Source organism: Flavobacterium sp. Leaf359, assembly GCF_001423985.1.
In the GTDB taxonomy this organism is placed as follows: Bacteria; Bacteroidota; Bacteroidia; order Flavobacteriales; family Flavobacteriaceae; genus Flavobacterium; species Flavobacterium lindanitolerans.
In genome coordinates, this window is record NZ_LMPW01000013.1 from 167,930 (window position 1) to 188,103 (window position 20,174).

Genomic DNA, 20,174 nt, shown 5'->3' on the forward strand with positions numbered 1-20,174 from the left:
TTAATTATTTTTAAAGTTTTTACTCCAACACCTGAAATAACTTTAATTAAATATGTTCCTGAAGTTAAGTGTGAAACATCAATAGAGTTTTCATTGTTGTTGATGTTTTTAGTTGCCACTTTTTGCCCTAATAAATTATAAATTGATACAGCAGTAATTTCTTTATCAAATGAAAGATTTAATAAATCTGTAACTGGGTTTGGATATACTTTTACATTAATTGCAAAATCTTCAATGGAAAGTGTTGAGGAATAACATAAAATAGAATTGAATGAGTTTTTATCAACATTGGTTTCGTCTCCAAGTTGGCCATAATTATTTCTACCCGTTGACTTTATAAAATTAGCGGTATTTTTCACCAAAACATGTTCTGCTCCTGCTGATACATCAGCATTGTCTGAAGATGTTCCTACTTGTGTTGGTCTGCTTTTTATTTGTGCAGAAACACCATTTCCTAGCTCTCCATATAAGCCCTCTCCCCAACTCCAAAGTGTACCGTCTGTTTTAATTGCATAAGTAAAAGAACGTCCTGCTGCTATTTTTTGCCAATCAGTTGATACGCCTATTTGTTCAGGACTAGTTCTGTCAGTTGTGGTACCATTTCCTAACTGACTCCCGGAATTTGCTCCCCAGGCCCAAAGTGTACCGTCTGTTTTTATGGCTACAGAATGATATCCATTGGAAGAAATTTTTTGCCAATTAGTATCAGTTCCAACTTGAGTAATGCTATTAAGAGAAACTATAACATAACCTAAGCCCAACTCTCCGTTTGCGTTATAACCCCAACTCCAAAGTGTACCATCTGTTTTGATGGCTAAATTATGGTCATTTTTAGTAGCTATTTCTTGCCAATTAGCTGTGCTTAATTGTATTGGTGTTGATTTATTTACTGAAGTATTATCACCTAATTGCCCATAATGATTTCTACCACTACCCCATAAAGTACCATCTGTTTTTAATGCTATAAAATGTTCTTCTCCGGCATTAATATTTTGCCAATTAGTTGCAGTGCCCACTTGTGTTGGGGTAGTTATAATAGCTGCTGCTCCTTGTCCTAATTGCCCATATTGATTTCTTCCCCAAGACCAAAGCGTGCCATCAGCCTTAATGGCATAAGATGTTCTTAAACTTGTAGATATTTTAACCCAATTGTTTGCTGTGCCAATTTGTGTTGGAGTGTTTTTATTTGCCGTAGTGCCATCGCCTAATTGAGAATAATCATTTCTTCCCCATGCCCAAAGCGTTCCATCATTTTTAATTGCTAAAGAGTGATCGTAACCAGCACTAATACTTTGCCAGCATTGTGCAGACATTTGTAATGATAAAAATAATAATAGAATTGTAATTGTTCTTTTCATTGTTTTTCTGTTTTCATCTGAATTCATTTCAGATGTTGTTAATGGTTGTTTGTAGATTTGATTTTAAAATATTTTTTTTGATTTGCTTAGTGTGATGGTTTTTGAAATTCAAAAATCTGGCAAATGTAAAAATATCCTTTTGTGCTTTGAAGTTGATTCATTTGGCAAATCTAATTAATAAAAAAAAGTAAATTTTAAGCGATGAACATTCGTTGAGAATTGAAGGAGATTCGTTTGTGATTTTCGTTTTCCCGAAAAATAAAACCCTAAATTCTACTGAATTTAGGGTTTTATATATTTTGAAATTTTATTTTTATTTTGCTTCTTTGTTTGCTTTTGCAATGTATTTTTCTAAAGCCATAGTCATAGATGGAGCTTCAGGAGACGGAGCCATAATATCGACTCTTAGTCCATGATCCAAAGCTTCTTTTTGTGTAGTGCTTCCAAATACGGCAATTCTGGTGTTGTTTTGCTCAAAATCCGGGAAGTTCATGAATAAAGACTTGATTCCTGTCGGGCTGAAAAAAGCCAAAACATCATAATAAACATCGGCTAAGTCAGACAGGTCGCTCATTACCGTTTTGTAAAAAGTAGCCTGCGTCCAGTTCACTTTTAGATTATTCAGTGTTTGCGGAGCATCAGCGTTTAATTGGTCTGAAGCAGGCAATAGGAATTTCTCGTCTTTATATTTCTTGATTAGAGGAGATAAATCAGCGAAGTCTTTTTGTCCTACATAAATCTTGCGTTTTCTGTAGATTACATATTTTTGAAGATAAAAGGCAATCGCCTCAGACTGGCAAAAATATTTCAAATCTTCGGGAATCTTATATCTCATCTCTTCTGCTACCCTGAAAAAATGATCGATGGAATTTTTGCTGGTTAAGATGATGGCTGTAAAATTGTTCAAGTCAATTTTTTGCTGTCTCACGTCTTTTGCGCTAACGCCCTCAACGTGGATAAAAGGCCTGAAATCAATTTTGACTTTGTGCTTTTGTTGCAACTCAAAATATGGAGAGTTTTCTACTTTAGGCTCTGGCTGCGAAACCAAAATTGTTTTCACTTTCATAGTTGACGTTTTCTTGTGTACTACCTTTTTGTAAACCAATAATACATGAAATAATAAGGTGCTATTTCAAGAGCGCAAAGATACAAAATAAAATAAAACAACTTGCCGATAATCAAATTTTGATAAATTTTTAAAGAAAGAAGATAAGTAAGTATGTTTATTAACAAAATGATAGCAATAAGGAAATATATTAATAAATCTATTGGCGTATCATTATAGAACAGGATTACATTTAAAGGGAGGATGCAAAGTCCTATATAAGTCCTATAGCTGACTTTTTGTAAATTAAACTGTTCGCTAAATTCTTCAATATTAAAAGAAGTAGCTATAATCTTCTCTATGAGATATTTAGAAAGTATGAAGATGCTCAGCAGTGTGACGATTTGAATGTAAGTAACCCAGTCTGTTTTTGAAGTATATCCAAAATAACTCAAGATGATTTGGATGAAAAAAGCAAAGGAAATGACTTGTACTATAAAGAGTGAAATCGTAAACCAGTTCATCAGATTGCCACTGTCTCTGTAAATCTTGATGTATTTGTCGCTGTATGCCAATCTGGAAAAATCAGAAAAGCGACCTTCGAAAACGCCTCTTGTAGCCGCAATAAGTATAAAGCACAGCACAAACAGTACGGTTGCCCAATCTTTGCTTTCTAAAATTCTCGGCTGTAAAACGATTTCTAACATGGCGTAAAATTAATGATTTTTATTACTTTCTCTTTTTATTTTTTTTCGCTGATAGCCTATTGATGATAGCCAGGAAATTAGATGAATTTTAGTTAAAAAAAGCAAGGGTCGAAAATCAGATAAACCCAATGAAAATTAAGAAAGGCGGAGATTATTATAATTTTATTATGAATCAACTACCATAAAAAGTTTACTTTTGTGATGAAATTATGCAAATATGAACGACGGCATTGTTATAATTCCCACTTATAACGAAATTGAAAATATCGAAAGTATCATCAGGACTGTATTTTCTTTGCAGAAGCCGTTTCATGTTTTGATTATTGATGACAATTCCCCGGATCATACCGCACAAAAAGTAATGGCACTTCAGGAAGAATATCCCGGACGACTTTTTTTAGAACAACGAAGCAAAAAATCAGGCTTGGGTACTGCTTATGTACATGGTTTTAAATGGGCTCTTGAGCGGGAATACGAATACATTTTTGAAATGGATGCCGACTTTTCACACAATCCGCACGATTTGGAAAAGTTGTATGATTCCTGCCGTTTTGGTATTTATGATGTAGCCATTGGTTCCCGATATGTGACAGGAGTGAATGTTGTGAACTGGCCTTTAAGCCGTGTTTTACTTTCCTATTTTGCTTCCGTATATGTTAGAATGATTACCGGTATGGAAATTCGCGACACTACTGCCGGATTTGTATGTTACAAAAAGAATGTTTTAAAAAGCATTAACCTGGACAAGATAAAATTCATAGGTTATGCTTTTCAGATTGAAATGAAATATAGGGCTTATGCCAAAAAATTCAAAATTGTTGAAGTGCCGATTATTTTCACGGACAGGACAAAAGGACAATCAAAAATGAGCAATTCTATTATTAAGGAGGCCATTTTTGGGGTTATTGTTTTAAGAGTAAAGAAAATGTTCAACAATCTGTAAGGGAGATTTCCTCACAGTTTTAATGTGCAAAAAAATAAAGAAGAGATGAAAAGTGTTTTGATTAAGAATGCCAAAATAGTAAATGAAGGAACTATTTTTGAAGGAGACGTTTTAATTGAAAACGAATTTATTGTTGAAATTGCGGAAACCATCAGCGCAAAATCATCATCAACAAAAATCATCAATGCAGAAGGTAATTATTTAATTCCCGGAGCTATTGATGATCAGGTGCATTTTAGGGAACCGGGCCTTACGCATAAAGGAGATATCGCTTCAGAATCGCGCGCTGCCGTTGCCGGAGGTATTACATCTTTTATAGAAATGCCCAATACAAATCCTCAGGCCACAACTATAGAACTGCTTGAAGATAAATTTAAGATTGCTTCAGAAAAATCGATAGCCAACTATTCCTTTATGTTTGGTGGAACCAATGATAATTTGGAAGAAATCCTGAAAGTAAATCCCAGGACGGTTGCCGGACTTAAATTGTTTTTAGGATCTTCTACAGGAAATATGCTTGTGGATAATGACGAAGTTTTGGAAAAAATCTTTGCCAGCACTCCGTTACTGATTGCCGTACATTGCGAAGACGAAACTACAATCAAAAACAATCTTGCAAAATATAAAGAGGAATACGGTGATGATATTCCAATGAAATTCCATCATCTGATCCGAAGTGAAGAAGCCTGCTATTTATCTTCTTCAAAAGCAATTGAATTGGCAAAGAAGACGGGTGCCAGATTGCATGTTTTCCATCTTTCCACGGCGAAAGAAATGAAATTGTTTACCAATAAAATTCCTTTGGAGGAAAAGAAAATTACTGCGGAAGCCTGCATACACCATCTATGGTTTACGAACGAAGATTATGATAAGAAAGGCAGCCTTATAAAATGGAATCCTGCAGTTAAAACCCAGGCAGACAAGGATGCGCTTTGGGAAGCTTTGCTTGACGACAGGATTGACGTTATTGCTACAGACCATGCGCCACATACGTTGGAAGAAAAGAAGAATCCTTATACTTCTGCACCTTCCGGAGGACCTTTAGTACAGCATGCCGTTGTAGCCATGTTTGAGGCTTTCCATCAGGGAAAAATTTCGGTAGAGAAAATCGTGGAAAAAATGGCCCATAATCCTGCGAAAATTTTCAAGATTAATAACAGGGGCTTTATTAAAGAAGGCTATTATGCAGACTTGGCAATTGTCAATGCCGGATTGCCATGGAGCGTTAAAAAAGAAAATATTTTATACAAATGTGGTTGGTCGCCATTTGAAGGATATACCTTTAAGTCAAGAATAACACATACATTTGTAAATGGTGAACTGGTCTATAATAATTTTAAAGTAAAAGATGTGCATCCGGGAATGCGATTGGAATTTGACCGTTAATAGAAAAGTATGAAGAAATATTTTTTATTGTTCGTTTTGCTAAGTGTTGTAGCCTGCCAGGAAAAAGCAGTTGAAAAACCTGCCAATCTTATACCAAAAGATAAGATGAAGAATATCATCTATGATCTTGCAATACTTCAGGCTATGAAAGGAGTCAATCAGGCTGCTTTGGATTCGAATGGAATTGATCCGGCAACCTATGTCTATAAAAAATATAAAGTCGATAGCCTTCAGTTTGCGAAAAGTGATCAGTACTATGCGATAGAAAATGTCAAGGAGTACGAAAAAATGTATAATGAGATCAGTGAATTGGCAGGAAAAGAAAAAATGCGTATAGACAGCGAGTTAAAAAAGGAAACAGATACGACAAAAATTCTTGAAAGGAAATTTGAAGTAAAACAAAAAAAAGACAACATTAAACAGTAGCGGAAACTTTAGAGATATAATTAGGAATGTCCTCAAATTCAAAATTGAGGGCATTTTTTATTTTAGAATTGTCAAATTCGGACTGTGAATGCAATGAGGCTGCAGTTGCTTTAGACAGCTGCCTTTTTTTAAAGAAAAATGTAGAAATCAGCCAGTCAATCCTCCATGCCAATCCGGTTACCCATGGCTTGAGATATACGGATGGTTTTGGTTTACCTAATGATGTCGCAATAAGGTCGGCGAGTCGATGATAGGTAATGCTTTCCGTAACCAAAATAAAACGTTCTTTCTGGATGTTGCTTTTCATAAGCTGGTACATAGAACGCGTCACATCTTCTACGGTTACAAACCCGGTAGCACCTTCTGTATAGTATTTCAATCCTTTTTTAACCCGTTGGAATATTTCGCTGCTTCCGCTGTTCCAAAATCCCGGACCAAGTATGATACCCGGATTTACGATTACCACAGGAAGGCCTTCTTCCTGACCGCGCCACACTTCCATTTCAGCTCCGAATTTGGATATGGCATAATCACTTCGGGATATTTCAGGATTCCATTCGGTTTCTTCCGTAATAATGGTTTCATGTTCCTGAAGATCACCAAGAGCAGCAATAGAACTTACATGGCAAAGTTTTTTGACGTTATAAGACAGACACATATTGACGATATTGGCAGTGCCTTCAATGTTTGTCTTACGCATCTGTTCTTCATCGCCCGGGTCAAAAGAAATAAAAGCGGCACAATGGTACACATAATCAATATTTTCAAATGCTTTTTCAAGAGAAGAAATATCTGTGAGACAGCCCTGTACCCAATTGATTTTTGTAAAAATATCCAACCGGCCTTTCCATTCAAAAAGGGCTTTTGTCTGCTGAATGTTTTTCTCGTTTCTATAGAGTGCCCGAACCTCTTCTCCATTCTCAAGAAGAAGGAGTAAAAGATGTGAACCTACTAATCCGGTAGCGCCTGTTACTAAAACCATAGTTGCAAATATAAGGAGATTGTTGGATTTTGAGCCAGAATGATAAAGCTACAATTTCTTTTGGATTGTATGCAAATAAATTAGAAATGAGAGGCATTCGGATTTTCTAATTACTCCAATACCCTTATCTTTGCGCAAATTAATAGAAAAATGAAAAATTTAGTTGAAGAATTAAAATGGAGAGGGCTGTATCATGATAGCATGCCCGGAACAGAAGAACAATTGCTTAAAGAAGCTACGACTGCCTATATCGGATTTGATCCTACAGCAGACTCGTTGCATATTGGAAGCATGGTTCAGATCATTCTCCTTGTTCATCTAAAGAATTTCGGGCACCAGCCAATTGCTTTGGTAGGTGGTGCTACAGGAATGATTGGAGATCCGTCTGGAAAATCTGATGAAAGAAACCTGTTAAATGAAGAAACATTGGCCAAAAACGTAGCAGGAATCAAAAGCGTATTGTCACGTTTTCTGGATTTTGGTACTGAAGGCAAAAATGCTCCTTTCATGGTTAATAACTATGACTGGATGAAAGAGTTTTCATTTATTGATTTTGCCCGTGAAGTAGGAAAACGTATCACCGTAAACTACATGATGGCGAAAGATTCTGTAAAAAAGAGATTCAGCGGAGAAGGAGAAGGTATGTCGTTTACAGAATTTACCTATCAATTAATCCAGGGATACGATTTCTATCATTTATATAAAAATTACAACTGCCTTTTGCAGATGGGCGGTTCTGACCAATGGGGTAATATTACTACCGGAACAGAATTAGTGCGAAGAATGGGCGGTGAAAATGCGAAAGCCTATGCCTTGACTACTCCGTTGATTACAAAAGCCGACGGTTCGAAGTTTGGTAAATCCGAAGGCGGTAACATTTGGCTGGATGCTGACAAAACTTCGGTATACAAATTTTACCAGTTCTGGGTGAATACGACTGATGTAGATGCTGAAAAATACATCAAGATTTTTACATTCCTCGATAAAGATACTATTGAGGCTTTGATTGAAGAGCACAGACAGGCACCACATTTGCGTATCCTTCAGAAAAAATTAGCTGAAGAAATTACGGTTTTTGTGCATAGCAGAGAAGAATTGGAAAAGGCAATTCAGGCATCAAACATTTTATTTGGAAATGCAACTTCAGAAGATTTAAAGCAATTGGATGGGGCCACTTTCTTAGAAGTTTTTGATGGTGTTCCCCAGGCAGAAGTTGCAAAAGGAGACATTGAAAACGGAATTGATATTGTTTCGTTGCTGAATGAAAAGACAGGATTTCTAAAGTCGAATGGTGAAGCAAGAAGAGCCTTGTCTGAAAACTCGATTTCTGTAAATAGAGAAAAAGTAACTGAAGAATCTCAGGTTTCGTCAAAAGACCTGATTAACGGTCAATTTATCCTTTTACAACGAGGAAAGAAAAATTATTTTGTGGTAAGGGCTGTTTAAGCTTTTCGTATAAATCAATTAAAGGAGACTTTACGGTCTCCTTTTTTTATTGATAAATGTTAAATATATCAAAATATTTCCTAAATTTGAGAAAAGGATTACAACAATGCTTGTAATGCAATAGTCAATAGTTGGATTTCAAAGAGGTCCCCAAAATTATCTTGTTTCAGCTAATTCAAAAGACTATGGATATATTTAGATATTTTCAAAATGCTGTTTTGAAAATCAGTTTTCTTATTTGTCTGCTATCATCGGACAGTGTTTTCTCGCAAACTTCTCAGGCAGACGAAAACGAAAAAAAAGAAGCCACAACCTATCCTAAATTTTCAGTAAAAGGACTTTTTCAGGGACAGTATGTTGCCAGCCTGAATACAAATGTAGATATTAATGGGCTGCATCACTCCGATGGTGAGGAAGTCAGCAATACGTTTCTCGTCAAACGGGGGCGCCTTCAGGTAAAGGCAATTATCAGCGACCGTACTGATGTAACGATGTCAGTCAATTTAGCCGATTTTAAATCGGACCCGAAGAATAAGGTATTGGAAAATGCCTATATTTCCTATAAACTGACTGATAAGATAAGTTTAACGGCAGGACAGTTCAGGCCCTTTTTTGGATTGGAAAATACCTATCCGATTGATATTGTCAAATCCATAGATTTTTCAAACCAATATTATGAATTTGGGAACAATGGCTGGGAGAGTTTCCAGATTGGAGCGTCTGTCTCAGTAAGAGATTCCATTGGAAGGATGCCGGTCCAATATGGTCTTACCGTATTTAACGGAAATGGCAGAAACCAAAACAACGATAAAGACAATGGCAAACAATATGCAGGTAGGGTTCTTTTTCGATTGTCAGAAAAGAACAATGTTAATTTGGGGCTAAACGGTGGATTGGGACAGGTTTTTCATAAAGATGTCTATGCTGCCGGTTTTGATATTACTTCCAATTTCAGCCTTTCCGAGAAATTTTTGCTGGAATTACAGTTGGAAGCCAAACAAGGCACAAACCACAATTTGTTTTTTAACCTGCAACCGGAAGAAAGAATTTATAATCTGAATAGGTACCAAACCAGAGGTTTTTATTTTCTTCCCAATTTGAGATATGATATCCAATACAGGAGATTGAGTTCTATAGAATTTTCGTGTCGGTATGAGTATCTTGATTCCAGCTATCGGGTCAATTCCAACCTAAGACAAACATGGTTGCCTATGCTAAGCCTGGAATTTTTAAAATCCTACAATGCCCGAATTCAACTGGCCATGCAGATAGATGATTATAAAATGAATGTTCCTGATACTCCTAAGTATGACAACAAGTTGTTTATTCTTCAGGTCCAAAGTCGTTTTTAGCTAAAACCTATAGATTATGAAAGAAATAAAACTCTCCCGTTTGGCCATTACTGTGCTGTTTGGTGCGGCAATTTGGCTTTCTCCTGTTCCGGAAGGAGTAAAACCGGAAGCATGGCATTTGTTGGCCATTTTTCTTGCAACAATTTTTGGGATAATTCTCAAGGCAGCAAGTATGGGAACCATGTGTATGATGGCTATAGCTGCGGTGGCACTGAGTGGCGTTCTGGCTCCCGGTAATCCTTCTAAATCAATTTCTCTGGCACTTCGGAGTTTTGGAGATAAGGTAATCTGGTTAATCGGAATTTCTTTCTTTATTGCCAGAGGATTTATCAAAACAGGTCTCGGTAATAGAATTGCCTACCTTTTCGTAAGGATTTTTGGAAAAAGCTCATTGGGACTTGCCTACGGATTGGGCTTGGCGGATTTGGCTTTGGCGCCTGCAATTCCAAGTAATACGGCACGTGGAGGCGGAATTATTTATCCGATTATGAAATCCATGTCCATAAGTTTTGATTCGGTTCCGGACAAGCCGGAAACACATAGGAAACTGGGCTCCTTTCTTACGCTGAACAGTTATAACATGAACCTGATAGCTTCATCTATGTTCCTGACCGGAACAGCAAGCAATCCCATGTGCCAAAAGTTTGCAGCTGATTTGGGTATTCATATTACTTGGATGTCATGGGCAATTGCCGGAATTGTACCGGGTCTTGTTGCCTTTTTTGTGATTCCTATGGTTTTATATAAAGTATATCCCCCGGAACTAAAAAAGACAGGTGATGCACCGGCACTTGCCAAACAAAAACTGGCAGAAATGGGACCGGTTACAAAAAATGAATGGCTCATGCTTTTGGCTTTCGCCGTATTGTTGTTTTTATGGATTACAGGAGATTTATTCGGTATTGATGCTACAACTACAGCCTTCCTTGGACTGGTACTTTTATTGCTGACATCTGTGCTTACATGGGAAGATATCAAAGCAGAAAAAGGCGCCTGGGATACTATCGTGTGGTTTGCCGTTTTGGTCATGATGGCCAGTTCTCTCAACGAACTGGGCTTTATAGGCTGGTTTAGTGAATTGATAAAAACCAAGATTGGAGATTTAAGCTGGCAGATTGCTTTTCCTGTTATTATGATTGTTTATTTCCTGAGCCATTACCTTTTTGCAAGTGCTACGGCGCATGTGGCGGCGATGTATGCCGCATTACTGGGCGTTGGGGTTTCTATAGGAATTCCGGGACTGCTATTGGCATTTATGTTGGGATTCTGTGGTTCATTTTATGGTACGCTAACCCATTACGGACATGGTCCGGCACCGGTTTTCTTTGGAAGCGGATTTGTGGATATCAAAAACTGGTGGACAAAAGGTCTGATTACGGGTGTAATTATGCTTGTGATTTATATGGTTGTTGGTGGTCTGTGGATGAAAGTTATCGGTTATTATTAGACCGTTACAGCACCATCAGATTGCATCCGCGAATATCAGAATTATCAAAACGGCCCAATACTTCAAATGAATTGTTGGGTTGTTTTTTTCCCAAATCCTGTGTGGCAATAAAAGAGCACGAATTGATATTGGCGAGGTCAATAACATTTATACCGCCGGTTTTTCCATTTTCAACATAGGACAGCGCGTCTTCGGTATCGCGGATAAGTACCTGCATCCAGTTTGGGCATTCAAAGATTCCGTTGCCAAGAGAATAGGCCTGTGACAGCAGTTCTGTCATTCCATATTCTGAATGGATAGCGTTAACGCCAAATCCTTTGCAGAGCAAGTCATGAAGTTCCTCCCGAATCATTTCCTTGCGTTTTCCTTTCATGCCTCCGGTTTCCATGATAATAGTATTTTTCAGATGGAATTGTTGCTTTTCAATAAGGTCAAGCAGTGCATAGGTTACGCCAATTAAAATTATATTTTCACCAGCTTCATCAAGCTGAAGTAATTTTTGAATCAGGTCGTCATAATTATTGAGGTAGAAACCGCTTTCCGGATGGTTTGACAATTGAATCAAGTCGTTAACCATATAAATAAGCGATGAGCCTTCCCTTTCCAGATAGGAAGGCAGCAGGGCGAGCACGGCATAATTTTCAATATTTCCGTAAAATTGCGCGAATCCTTTCCGATAACTTTCTTCGTATAAAGTAATATCGGTAACAAAGTGCCTGCTGGTTGACATTCCTGTCGTTCCGGAACTCGTAAACGTTTCCTGAATTTTTTCGGTTGAAGACAAAACCTCATGGCTCTTAAAAAATTGTATTGGCAGAAACGGAATCTGCTGCAGTGATTTCACCTGTTGTTTTTCGACATTCAAAAACTGGCAGAATTCACGATATACGCTATTGTTGTCGTATTGGAACCGGAATACTTTCAGGGCTATTTTTTCAAACTGCTTATTGTTGGAAATACTGAATATGTCTGATGCTGCAATCAAAGGGAATTGTTTTTGGCAAAGGTAATTATTTTAAAAACAAACCCCGACAGGATTTTATACCTGTCCGGGGTTGATAAAATAATGTTGACCTGAAAACTATTTTTTAAACAGTTTGGAAGTAATTGTCCTTCCATCTCCGGTTTGTACTGTCACGATATACATTCCGTTTTTATAGTTAGCAAGGTCAATCTCATAAGAGTTAGCGTCAAGCTCTTTCGAAAGCATTGTTTTTCCATCAATAGAGGTAACCCGAATGTTTCGGATAGGCTGCTGGTATTCTATGGTGGCTTTTTGTGTCGCCGGATTTGGATACAAAAGCAGCTTTTCCGTAACAGGAGTATCGGTTATCAGCTTTTTCAGATCCGTCGTTTCGGCAGTAGGAGATTCTCTTCCTACAAATGTACCGGTACATCCCTGTATATAACCTCTGAATCTGGAGCCGTTTGCTGAATAGAACCCTTTTTTAAGCGTAATGGTTCTTTTGGCATGATATACTCCAACAGCACCTGAATTGATGGTGTTGTGGGCTGTAATCGTGTTTGAGGTTTCCCGGTTATCCTGATTTCCTGATGCCACATCGTCTGTTGGTGATGTTAATGTTATGTCGGGAACACAGCAGTTTTGCTGCCCGGGAGGCAATACGGTGACATCAATTGCTATCGGACATTGAATCGTCTGTCCGCCATTTGGTGTAAAGACATATTGGGTTGTTCCGGCCACGCTTGTATTGATGGTAGCGGGACTCCAGCTACCCTGAATATTATTACCTAAAGTTGTAGGCAGAGTAGGAGGAATGCTGTTATAGCACAACGTTCCTATTGACGGTAGCCTTAGGATTTCCATCGTATAAAACAGATACGCATGAGTTGTTCCGTTGGTATTGGCGTAATTTATCGTAAAGCTGTCTACTGCATTTGAACACAACCAATTAACATCTGTGTTGGGTGGAGTTCCGGCTGATACTGTAACGCCGCTTGTTGTAGCGCAGCATCCGGCCGATGCAGTCACTCCGCCGAATGTAATGTTTGAAAAGCTAAAGGAATCGTTCCAGGTTCCGTAATTGATGTCATATACCCGAAACCGGGTTATTATTACTTTCTCCGGAAAGGTAAAGGTCAAATCTTTGGAAGGAGCATTATTCCATGCGCCGGTAGTTTGAAACACTGTTGGATTGGTAGGTATGCTGTAGAACACCATGTTCAATCCTGTGCCGGTAGCCATCACGTTCAGGGTTCCTCCGGAATACGTTGCGGTAATTCCGGTCGTATTTACTGGCACATTATCCCATATAATCTGTTCTTGAGAATAAAGCTCTGAATGGAAAGAGCCAGCCAAAAAACAAAAGAGGATAAGCAGCCCTATTTTTGGTTTTCTGTATAGATTTTTCACATTTATTGCTTTAAGTTTTTCACCATTTCTTTTAACTCCTGGATTTCCTTATTCTGCTGAATCAGATACAGTGTCAGTTCCTCAATCTTTTCCTGTTGGATTTTTGTGATTTCACCCAATTCAATTCCTTCTTCCTTTACTTGTTTGGCTGAAGGAACATTTGGCAGGTGGCCGTTATCTTCAATATATTTCTCTACTTCTTCCAATGATTTTAGCTTATAACTATCAGAGAAAACATAATCAGCCCAATCAGCCTGCAGGTTGATTCTTACTTCTTCTGTAAGGATGCCGCCTTTTACTATCAGCCTGTAATGCGAAATATCCAAGCCTCCCGCAAAAATTGGGAAAGCACCAAAATCGTTACCGATACCCACTTTTCCGTTTAATTTGATAAGGTATTTTGAGAAATCACCCCAAATCAAAGGTGTTACGTTATAGGTATTGTTAATGTGGAGCTTGTTGCTGTCCGTTTCTCCATAACCTGCATAGCTTCCAATCAGGACATTGCCTTCTCCTGTAGCTTTTGCACCGGAATAGGCTCCAATGAAAGTGTTTGTATTTCCTTGATTTGATGTGCCGCTGGCATAACCCACATAAACGTTATGTCTTCCGTCATAATTATATGATCCGGCACTTGCACCAATAAAAGTATTTGAACTGCCTTCTCCATTATTGATTCCGGCCTGATGTCCAAAAAATGAATTGCTGTCTCCTGAGACATTTTTAGCGCCTGCCAAATGCCCAAAAAAGGAATTATAAGCATTTTCGGTAAAACGTCCGGCCTGGTAGCCGTAAAAAGCATTTTCTTTTTCAACGGTTCCGGCATCAAGTCCGCCGCTGGTTAGTAAGTTAGTCGAAGCGACATTTTGCGAATTTGCAGAAAAAAATCCGCCAAGCAGTAATCCTGCGCATAGGGTTTTTGTTAAGTTCATAATAATGTTGATTTAAGGTTTAACCTAAAATTAACACTATTTATATTATAAAAAAATAATTAAAATACTGTAAATGAGGTAATTTGTTATTTTAATATAAAAAATGGATTTTAAATATTTTTGAGAAGTTTCGGGAAACAAATTTTAACGTGTGGTTGTATTTGTTCAAAATAACATTAATTTTAAAAGTAATCATTTCGTTTTGCGAATTTATTAATAAAATAGCCCCAATTTTGTTGGGGCTATTAGTTTTGGTAATTACTCTTTTATAATCTTAGAAGTAAGGATATTTCCATTTTCAGTCTGAATAATAATAATGTATATTCCCTTTTTATAATCCGAAAGATTTACTTCGTAGGTTTTTTGCTTAGGAACTTCTTTGCTAAAAATCACTTGATTCTGAAGTGTGGATATAGTTACATTTTTAATGTTTTCTTCCGCACTTATGGTAGTCATGTCAGAAGTTGGATTTGGATATAATTTTAGCGACTCGGTTTTCTTCACAGAGTAATTGGCTGTTTTGTTTTTGTTTTGTACACTTAAGTCACAAATAAATTCATCTTCACAATCTTGAATATAAGCTCTGTATCTGGAACTGTACTTTGCATGGAATCCAGGTAACATCACTACGGTTTTTCCAGCATGATAAAAGCTGACTGTTTCATAATTTAAAACATTGGAAGCGGTTATAGAAATTGATGCTTGTCTATTGTCTTGCACTGGCACATACACATCATTTGAAGGTGAGGTCAGTACAATATGCTCACTGCATACTACCTGTTGTACAGAACATATCTGATCACTAGTTATGTCGATCTCTTGTTGCGAAAGAAAAAAATCGGTTTTATATAGGAGAAATCGTGGAGTAGTACCAGGACCATCAGGATCATTTGGGTAAGATTCTATTACATTATTATAAGGAGCATCACAAGAAGCACTTGCAATTGCAGCAGCAGCTTTTTTTGCTTCTAAGTCATAGCTAGGCATTCCTGATCCAGTTGGCAAGAGTGTTACTATAAATGTAGCGTTACGATTAGTTTTAAAATCTGTATAATTTTGAAAAGCAGCATTTGTTCCTAAACCGGGAGAAGAAAGGCTTACGAGTCCATCTCTGAAAGCATCGGTGAAAAAATATATTACCAGCGTATTTCCCGGCGTTCTATTTAGGTTTGATATGCCATAAATATTTGGATCGGCAATATGATCCAGTGCTTTTCCTATAAGACCCAAAGATTCATGAGCATAATCAGAATTACCCATAATGCTATTCCTTCTGTTGAATGTTGGGGCTGAAGTAGAGAAATCATTTTCAATCCAAATTCGAGGTGTTGTTATTACTGTTCCTTGCTGCGTGACTCTTGAAGCACTATATTGGATAATGCTTATTCTGTTTTCAGGACTGCATGAAAGGACTTTTTGGATAAGACTTTCTACAGATATTTTTATTTCGCTATATTCACCATTAGAGATTGAACCGCTATTGTCAATCCAGAAGATGACATCTGTTCCTTGTGCAAAGCTTTTAAGACCACATATAAAGAACAAAATAAGGATATATAGTTTTTTCATATTATTTTTCTATCAATTGTTTTACGAGTTCTTTTAGCTCTTTTATTTCTTCACTCTGTTTTTCGATTGTTTTATTTTGCTCGATCATATGAAGTGTCAGTTCCTCAATTTTTTCCTGCTGCATTTTTGCAATCTGCCCTAATTCGATTCCTTCTTCTTTTACCTGTTTTGCAGAAGGCATATTAGGCAAATGGCCATTTTCTTTGATGAATATTTCTATCTTTTGAAGAGGCATTAATTCATAATCTTTACTGAATACATAATCTGCCCAATCACTCTGAAGATTGACCCGTACTTCTTCTGTCAATATACCGCCATTTACAAAAAGATTATAATTGGAAACGTTTACAGAACCTGCTGTTGTAGGAAAGTTTCCGAAACCGTTTCCAATGCCTACTTTTCCGTTAAATTTTAATTGATCTTGGGCAAAATCACCCCAGATTAGAGGACTGGCCGTGTCTGTATTATCAATAAATAATTTGTCATTTCCAGACATTGAATAGCCGGCATTACTTCCTATTAATACATTGTTTGAGCCTTGTGAGTCTCCTCCTGCCAGCATTCCTAAAAAAGTATTATAGTTGCCATTGTTTTCTCCACCTGTAAACTGACCTACATAGACATTGTTAGAACCGCTATAGCTAGTTTGTCCAGAATGTGAACCGACAAAAGTATTATTTGCTCCTATTGTGTTATTTGCTCCTGCTTGATAGCCAATAAAAGCATTGTTTTTTCCTGTTGTGTTTTCCCGACCTGATTCATGTCCTATGAACGTATTGTTTATGCCAGTACCGGTATATCTACCTGTTTGGTATCCATAAAATGTATTAGCCGTTCCATTAGTGCCGGCATTTAAGCCTCCGCTTGTCAAAGTAGCGGTTGAAGCTACATTTTGTGAAAAAGCAGTAATAGTGCAGAATAAAATTCCTAGATTTAAAAATTTTGATAGTTTCATAATTGTAAAAGTTAAGCAGTTAATTTTTGGTATTTGAATTGTTTATTTTTTCTTCTAATTCAAGCAGTTTTTTCTGCAGCACCTTATTCTCTTTGTTTAATTCGATAAGATAGAGCGTGAGTTCCTCGATTTTTTCTTGTTGGATTTTTGCAATTTCACCCAATTCGATACCGTTTTCCTTTACCTGTTTTGCAGAAGGAACATTTTCTAAATGGCCATTTTCTTTGATAAAAGTTTCTACCTCTTCAAGAGGCTTTAAATTATAATTTTTATCAAAAACATAGTCAGCCCAATCACCTTGAAGATTGACACGTACTTCTTCTGTCAATATGCCGCCTTTTACAAACAGGTTGTAATTTGAAACGTTTACTGAGCCTGCTGTTGTGGGAAAGTTTCCAAAACCATAACCAATTCCTACTTTGCCGTTAAATTTTAGCAGATTTTGAGCAAAATCTCCCCAGATCAGAGGATTTGCAGAATCGCTATTTTGTATGTATAATTTGTTACTTGCCAGTTCATTCATTCCTGCTTTATTGCCTAGAAATATGTTGTTAGACCCTTGAGAATTGAGACCGGAATAATATCCAAGATAGGTATTATTACTGCCGTTTTCACTTTCATAACCAGATGAATCTCCAATGAAAACATTGTTATTGCCATTGTAATTTATTCCTCCCGAATTAGAGCCTATATATGTATTGTGGCTTCCATTTATTATATGGTCACCGGCTTCAACTCCATAAATAGTATTCCCGATTTGCGCTTTTACCGTATAAGAAGTTATTACTAATAGCGTAGTCAAATAAAGTTGTTTTGTTTTCATAAAATTTGATTTATATGTTTTCTCATAAATATATAAAAAACATAAGAATTTACATTATAAATATTTTTTATTTGATTGATAATAAGTGTAATAAAAAAAGCCTCAATATTATTGAGGCTTTTTTTAAAGTATGTTTTTAGATTATTTAATAACTAATTTTCTAGTAGCAGTTTTTCCTTCCTCAGTAATTTTAACGATATAAACACCATCTTTTAAGTTAGAAACATTTACGTAATCTTTAGCTATTGTGTTTGCCACTTGCTTTCCTAAAACATCATATATAGCAATAGTTTTTTCAACGTTAGCCACAGTAGTGATAAATAATTTTCCGTTGGTAACCGGATTTGGATAAACTTTAAGACCGGCAATTGTATTTTCAGAAATCCCCAAAGTATTTCCGGTTAGCTTCACATCATCAATTCTAAATCCAACATTTGAAATTGGGTTTTCGAATTTTATTCTTAGGTTGGATGTAGATGGGATTGTACCGGAAGGAGTAATCAATATCCAGGAAGAGGTTCCTGCTCCGGTTGGTCTCGAGTAGGTTAAAGTAGTCCATGCTATTCCGTCAGTGCTTACTTGTACTGTTAATTCATTGCTTCCAGCATTGGTTCCTTTATAGTGTCCAAATGACAAAGTCAAGTCAGAATAATTAAGTGTATTTATCCCTTCAATAATAAAGGTTTTGGCAGGAGTTGTTCCTCCCAGAAAAACGCATCCATTTCCAGAGGCACCTTCATAGTTTTCAGATGGTGTTGTATTTCGTATATCAGCCGTTCCTGAAAAAAGTATTGGACTACTGTTTTGAAAGGTATGGGAAGCTATAGCAGTTGTTGCAGTTGTATTTCCCATATTTTCTGTGAATATGGTTGTTTGGGAGTAGCTATTTCCAAAAGAAACTACTAGTAATAAAATGTAAAATTTCCTCATGTTTTTGTTATATTTTTTGATTAGAAAACAATAATACAAAAAAAAGCATCCCTATTGGGATGCTTTATATTATTTTGAAAGAAAGGAATTACTTGATAACTAATTTTCTAGTAGCTGTTTTTCCTTCTTCAGTGATTTTAACGATATAAACACCACCTTTTAGGTTAGAAACGTTTACAGACTCTGTAGCAGTTGTATTTACTACTTGTTTTCCTAATACATCATAGATAGCAACAGTTTTTTCAACATTAGCATCTGAAGTGATGAATAATTTTCCATTTGTTACCGGGTTTGGATAAACTTTAAGTCCAGCAATGTTGTTTTCTTTAACACCTAGACTGCACACATTAGCAGCTGTTGCAGAGTTTCTAGGGGCTATAGGGCCAACTGTAAAGTCAGAAGCATTATTATTTGTATCTGTACATCCATTGTTATTTCTAGAAGCTGATGTTGTTGAAGAAAGAGCTGCTACTGCACCGCTACCTTCAAATGCATTTGCTGTACCAAAACCAACAAAGTCAACAACTGTTGCATCAGTAGGTCCGCTTATTCCTGTAGTACCATTAACTAAGGCAATCTTACCATTTGCAGCAGCAATATTTAATATTACAAAATTTTCGGCTACTGTAGGAATTAAATCCGGGGTTGGCAATGCAACTCCATTTGTTCCACCTGAACCTTGCTGAATTAAAAAATATTTTCCAGGCTGAATAGTAATTGATGGTAATGTTTGAATATTACTTGCATTAAATGTCCCTGAAGTAGCTGCATATTGTAATGTATGTCCTGTCAATGTTACAGCAGATGTTCCTCTGTTGAATAATTCAACAAAATCATGAGTGTAAGTTGCTCCATTGTTTCCACCTGCTCCATAAACTTGGCTAATAACTACTTGTGCAGAAGCCGAAACTGATACAAAAGCAACAGATAATAAAATGTAAAGTTTTTTCATGTTAACTTGTTTTTTGTTATAAAAATGTACTGCAAAGATAGAAACAATTTGTCAGAGACAAAAATATCTGTGTAAATTTATAGTTAAATGTATTTAGAGGATTTAATTACAACTATTTGACTATTAGCTTTCTAGTGGCAGTTGCTTCGCCTTCCTTAATTTTTATAATATAAACGCCCGGTGAAAGTGAAGAAACATTCAGCTCTTTTGAAGTCACAACAGACTGCAAAACCTTTTTGCCAAGCACATCATAAATGGCAATTTCTTTGTCTAAAGTTGATTTTGATGTAATATAAATCTTACCATTACTAACCGGATTTGGATAGAAACTCAAACCTTCGATGGTAGTCTCCTGTGATTTTCCATTAGCCGCCGGCCTAGACTCTTGAGCCGAAACTCTTGCAGAGAAAAGGAACAGGAAGAAGAATATAATATAAAAGTATTTTTTAGCCATAGCGTGGATTTGGTATTGTAAATATATAAAACATATTTCAATTATTATACCAAAAAAAATGCCTTTCATTTCGAAAGGCATTTTGTCATATTA

19 protein-coding genes are annotated in these 20,174 nt (G+C 36.6%); 6 read left to right on the plus strand and 13 right to left on the minus strand.

Features of this window, described 5'->3' with window-relative positions; all coding sequences use genetic code 11:
* The 3 genes from ASG38_RS13260 to ASG38_RS13270 form a co-directional block, all read right to left on the minus strand.
* The coding region (locus ASG38_RS13260; protein WP_200937043.1) for a T9SS type A sorting domain-containing protein at positions 1-1,358 on the minus strand (1,358 nt) is incomplete at its 3' end.
* A gap of 313 nt (positions 1,359-1,671) precedes the next feature.
* Positions 1,672-2,424, minus strand: coding sequence for a uroporphyrinogen-III synthase (locus ASG38_RS13265; RefSeq protein ID WP_056072518.1), 753 nt, complete (start codon positions 2,422-2,424; stop codon positions 1,672-1,674).
* Positions 2,425-2,444: 20 nt separating this feature from the next.
* Complete coding sequence (locus ASG38_RS13270; RefSeq protein ID WP_056071889.1) at positions 2,445-3,110, minus strand: DUF4271 domain-containing protein; 666 nt, start codon at positions 3,108-3,110, stop codon at positions 2,445-2,447.
* Between the two features lie 217 nt (positions 3,111-3,327).
* Here ASG38_RS13270 and ASG38_RS13275 point away from each other — a divergent pair, with 217 nt between their 5' ends.
* Genes ASG38_RS13275 through ASG38_RS13285 form a run of 3 tightly spaced genes read left to right on the plus strand, consistent with a single transcriptional unit; the run spans position 3,328 to position 5,865 of the window.
* Entirely contained in the window at positions 3,328-4,053 is a 726-nt protein-coding gene (locus tag ASG38_RS13275) for a polyprenol monophosphomannose synthase (protein ID WP_056071892.1), read from the plus strand.
* A gap of 45 nt (positions 4,054-4,098) precedes the next feature.
* Positions 4,099-5,439 (plus strand): dihydroorotase, encoded by a 1,341-nt coding sequence (locus ASG38_RS13280; protein ID WP_056071895.1) that lies wholly within the window; start codon positions 4,099-4,101, stop codon positions 5,437-5,439.
* 9 nt (positions 5,440-5,448) lie between these two features.
* Positions 5,449-5,865, plus strand: coding sequence for a DUF4296 domain-containing protein (locus tag ASG38_RS13285; protein WP_056071898.1), 417 nt, complete (start codon positions 5,449-5,451; stop codon positions 5,863-5,865).
* On the opposite strand, the gene ASG38_RS13290 is transcribed toward ASG38_RS13285, so the two are convergent.
* Positions 5,855-6,847: an NAD-dependent epimerase/dehydratase family protein gene (locus ASG38_RS13290; protein ID WP_056071901.1), complete on the minus strand. Its 993-nt coding sequence runs from the start codon at positions 6,845-6,847 to the stop codon at positions 5,855-5,857. The two genes, ASG38_RS13285 and ASG38_RS13290, sit on opposite strands and share 11 nt — an antisense overlap.
* Positions 6,848-6,997: 150 nt before the next feature.
* Here ASG38_RS13290 and tyrS point away from each other — a divergent pair, with 150 nt between their 5' ends.
* The 3 genes from tyrS (at position 6,998) to ASG38_RS13305 (ending at position 11,092) form a co-directional block, all read left to right on the plus strand.
* Positions 6,998-8,293 carry a tyrosine--tRNA ligase gene (gene tyrS, locus ASG38_RS13295; protein ID WP_056071904.1) on the plus strand — a complete coding sequence of 432 codons (1,296 nt, stop codon included), beginning with the start codon at positions 6,998-7,000 and terminating at the stop codon, positions 8,291-8,293.
* A gap of 185 nt (positions 8,294-8,478) precedes the next feature.
* Entirely contained in the window at positions 8,479-9,645 is a 1,167-nt protein-coding gene (locus ASG38_RS13300) for a porin (protein ID WP_056071907.1), read from the plus strand.
* A 16-nt stretch (positions 9,646-9,661) separates the two neighbouring features.
* Positions 9,662-11,092, plus strand: coding sequence for an anion permease (locus ASG38_RS13305; protein ID WP_056071911.1), 1,431 nt, complete (start codon positions 9,662-9,664; stop codon positions 11,090-11,092).
* Between the two features lie 4 nt (positions 11,093-11,096).
* Here ASG38_RS13305 and ASG38_RS13310 read toward each other — a convergent pair whose 3' ends face one another.
* The 9 genes from ASG38_RS13310 to ASG38_RS13350 all read right to left on the minus strand — a co-directional run bounded on the left by ASG38_RS13310 (position 11,097) and on the right by ASG38_RS13350 (position 20,081).
* Complete coding sequence (locus ASG38_RS13310; protein ID WP_056071914.1) at positions 11,097-12,077, minus strand: acyltransferase; 981 nt, start codon at positions 12,075-12,077, stop codon at positions 11,097-11,099.
* 96 nt (positions 12,078-12,173) lie between these two features.
* Positions 12,174-13,466, minus strand: coding sequence for a 3-coathanger stack domain-containing protein (locus ASG38_RS13315; protein WP_157486179.1), 1,293 nt, complete (start codon positions 13,464-13,466; stop codon positions 12,174-12,176).
* A gap of 2 nt (positions 13,467-13,468) precedes the next feature.
* The gene (locus tag ASG38_RS13320) at positions 13,469-14,398 is read right to left on the minus strand and encodes a hypothetical protein (protein WP_056071919.1); all 930 of its coding nucleotides are present in this window, start codon (positions 14,396-14,398) and stop codon (positions 13,469-13,471) included.
* A gap of 258 nt (positions 14,399-14,656) precedes the next feature.
* Positions 14,657-15,967, minus strand: a complete 1,311-nt coding sequence (locus ASG38_RS13325) for a 3-coathanger stack domain-containing protein (RefSeq protein ID WP_056071922.1) — start codon at positions 15,965-15,967, stop codon at positions 14,657-14,659.
* Between the two features lies 1 nt (position 15,968).
* Complete coding sequence (locus ASG38_RS13330; RefSeq protein WP_056071925.1) at positions 15,969-16,922, minus strand: hypothetical protein; 954 nt, start codon at positions 16,920-16,922, stop codon at positions 15,969-15,971.
* 19 nt (positions 16,923-16,941) lie between these two features.
* Positions 16,942-17,745, minus strand: coding sequence for a hypothetical protein (locus ASG38_RS13335; protein ID WP_056071927.1), 804 nt, complete (start codon positions 17,743-17,745; stop codon positions 16,942-16,944).
* Positions 17,746-17,886: 141 nt separating this feature from the next.
* Positions 17,887-18,675, minus strand: coding sequence for a T9SS type A sorting domain-containing protein (locus ASG38_RS17495; protein ID WP_235498594.1), 789 nt, complete (start codon positions 18,673-18,675; stop codon positions 17,887-17,889).
* 88 nt (positions 18,676-18,763) lie between these two features.
* Positions 18,764-19,627 (minus strand): T9SS type A sorting domain-containing protein, encoded by an 864-nt coding sequence (locus tag ASG38_RS18050; protein WP_056071928.1) that lies wholly within the window; start codon positions 19,625-19,627, stop codon positions 18,764-18,766.
* 112 nt (positions 19,628-19,739) lie between these two features.
* Positions 19,740-20,081 (minus strand): T9SS type A sorting domain-containing protein, encoded by a 342-nt coding sequence (locus ASG38_RS13350; protein WP_056071931.1) that lies wholly within the window; start codon positions 20,079-20,081, stop codon positions 19,740-19,742.
* Between the last annotated feature and the right edge of the window lie 93 nt (positions 20,082-20,174).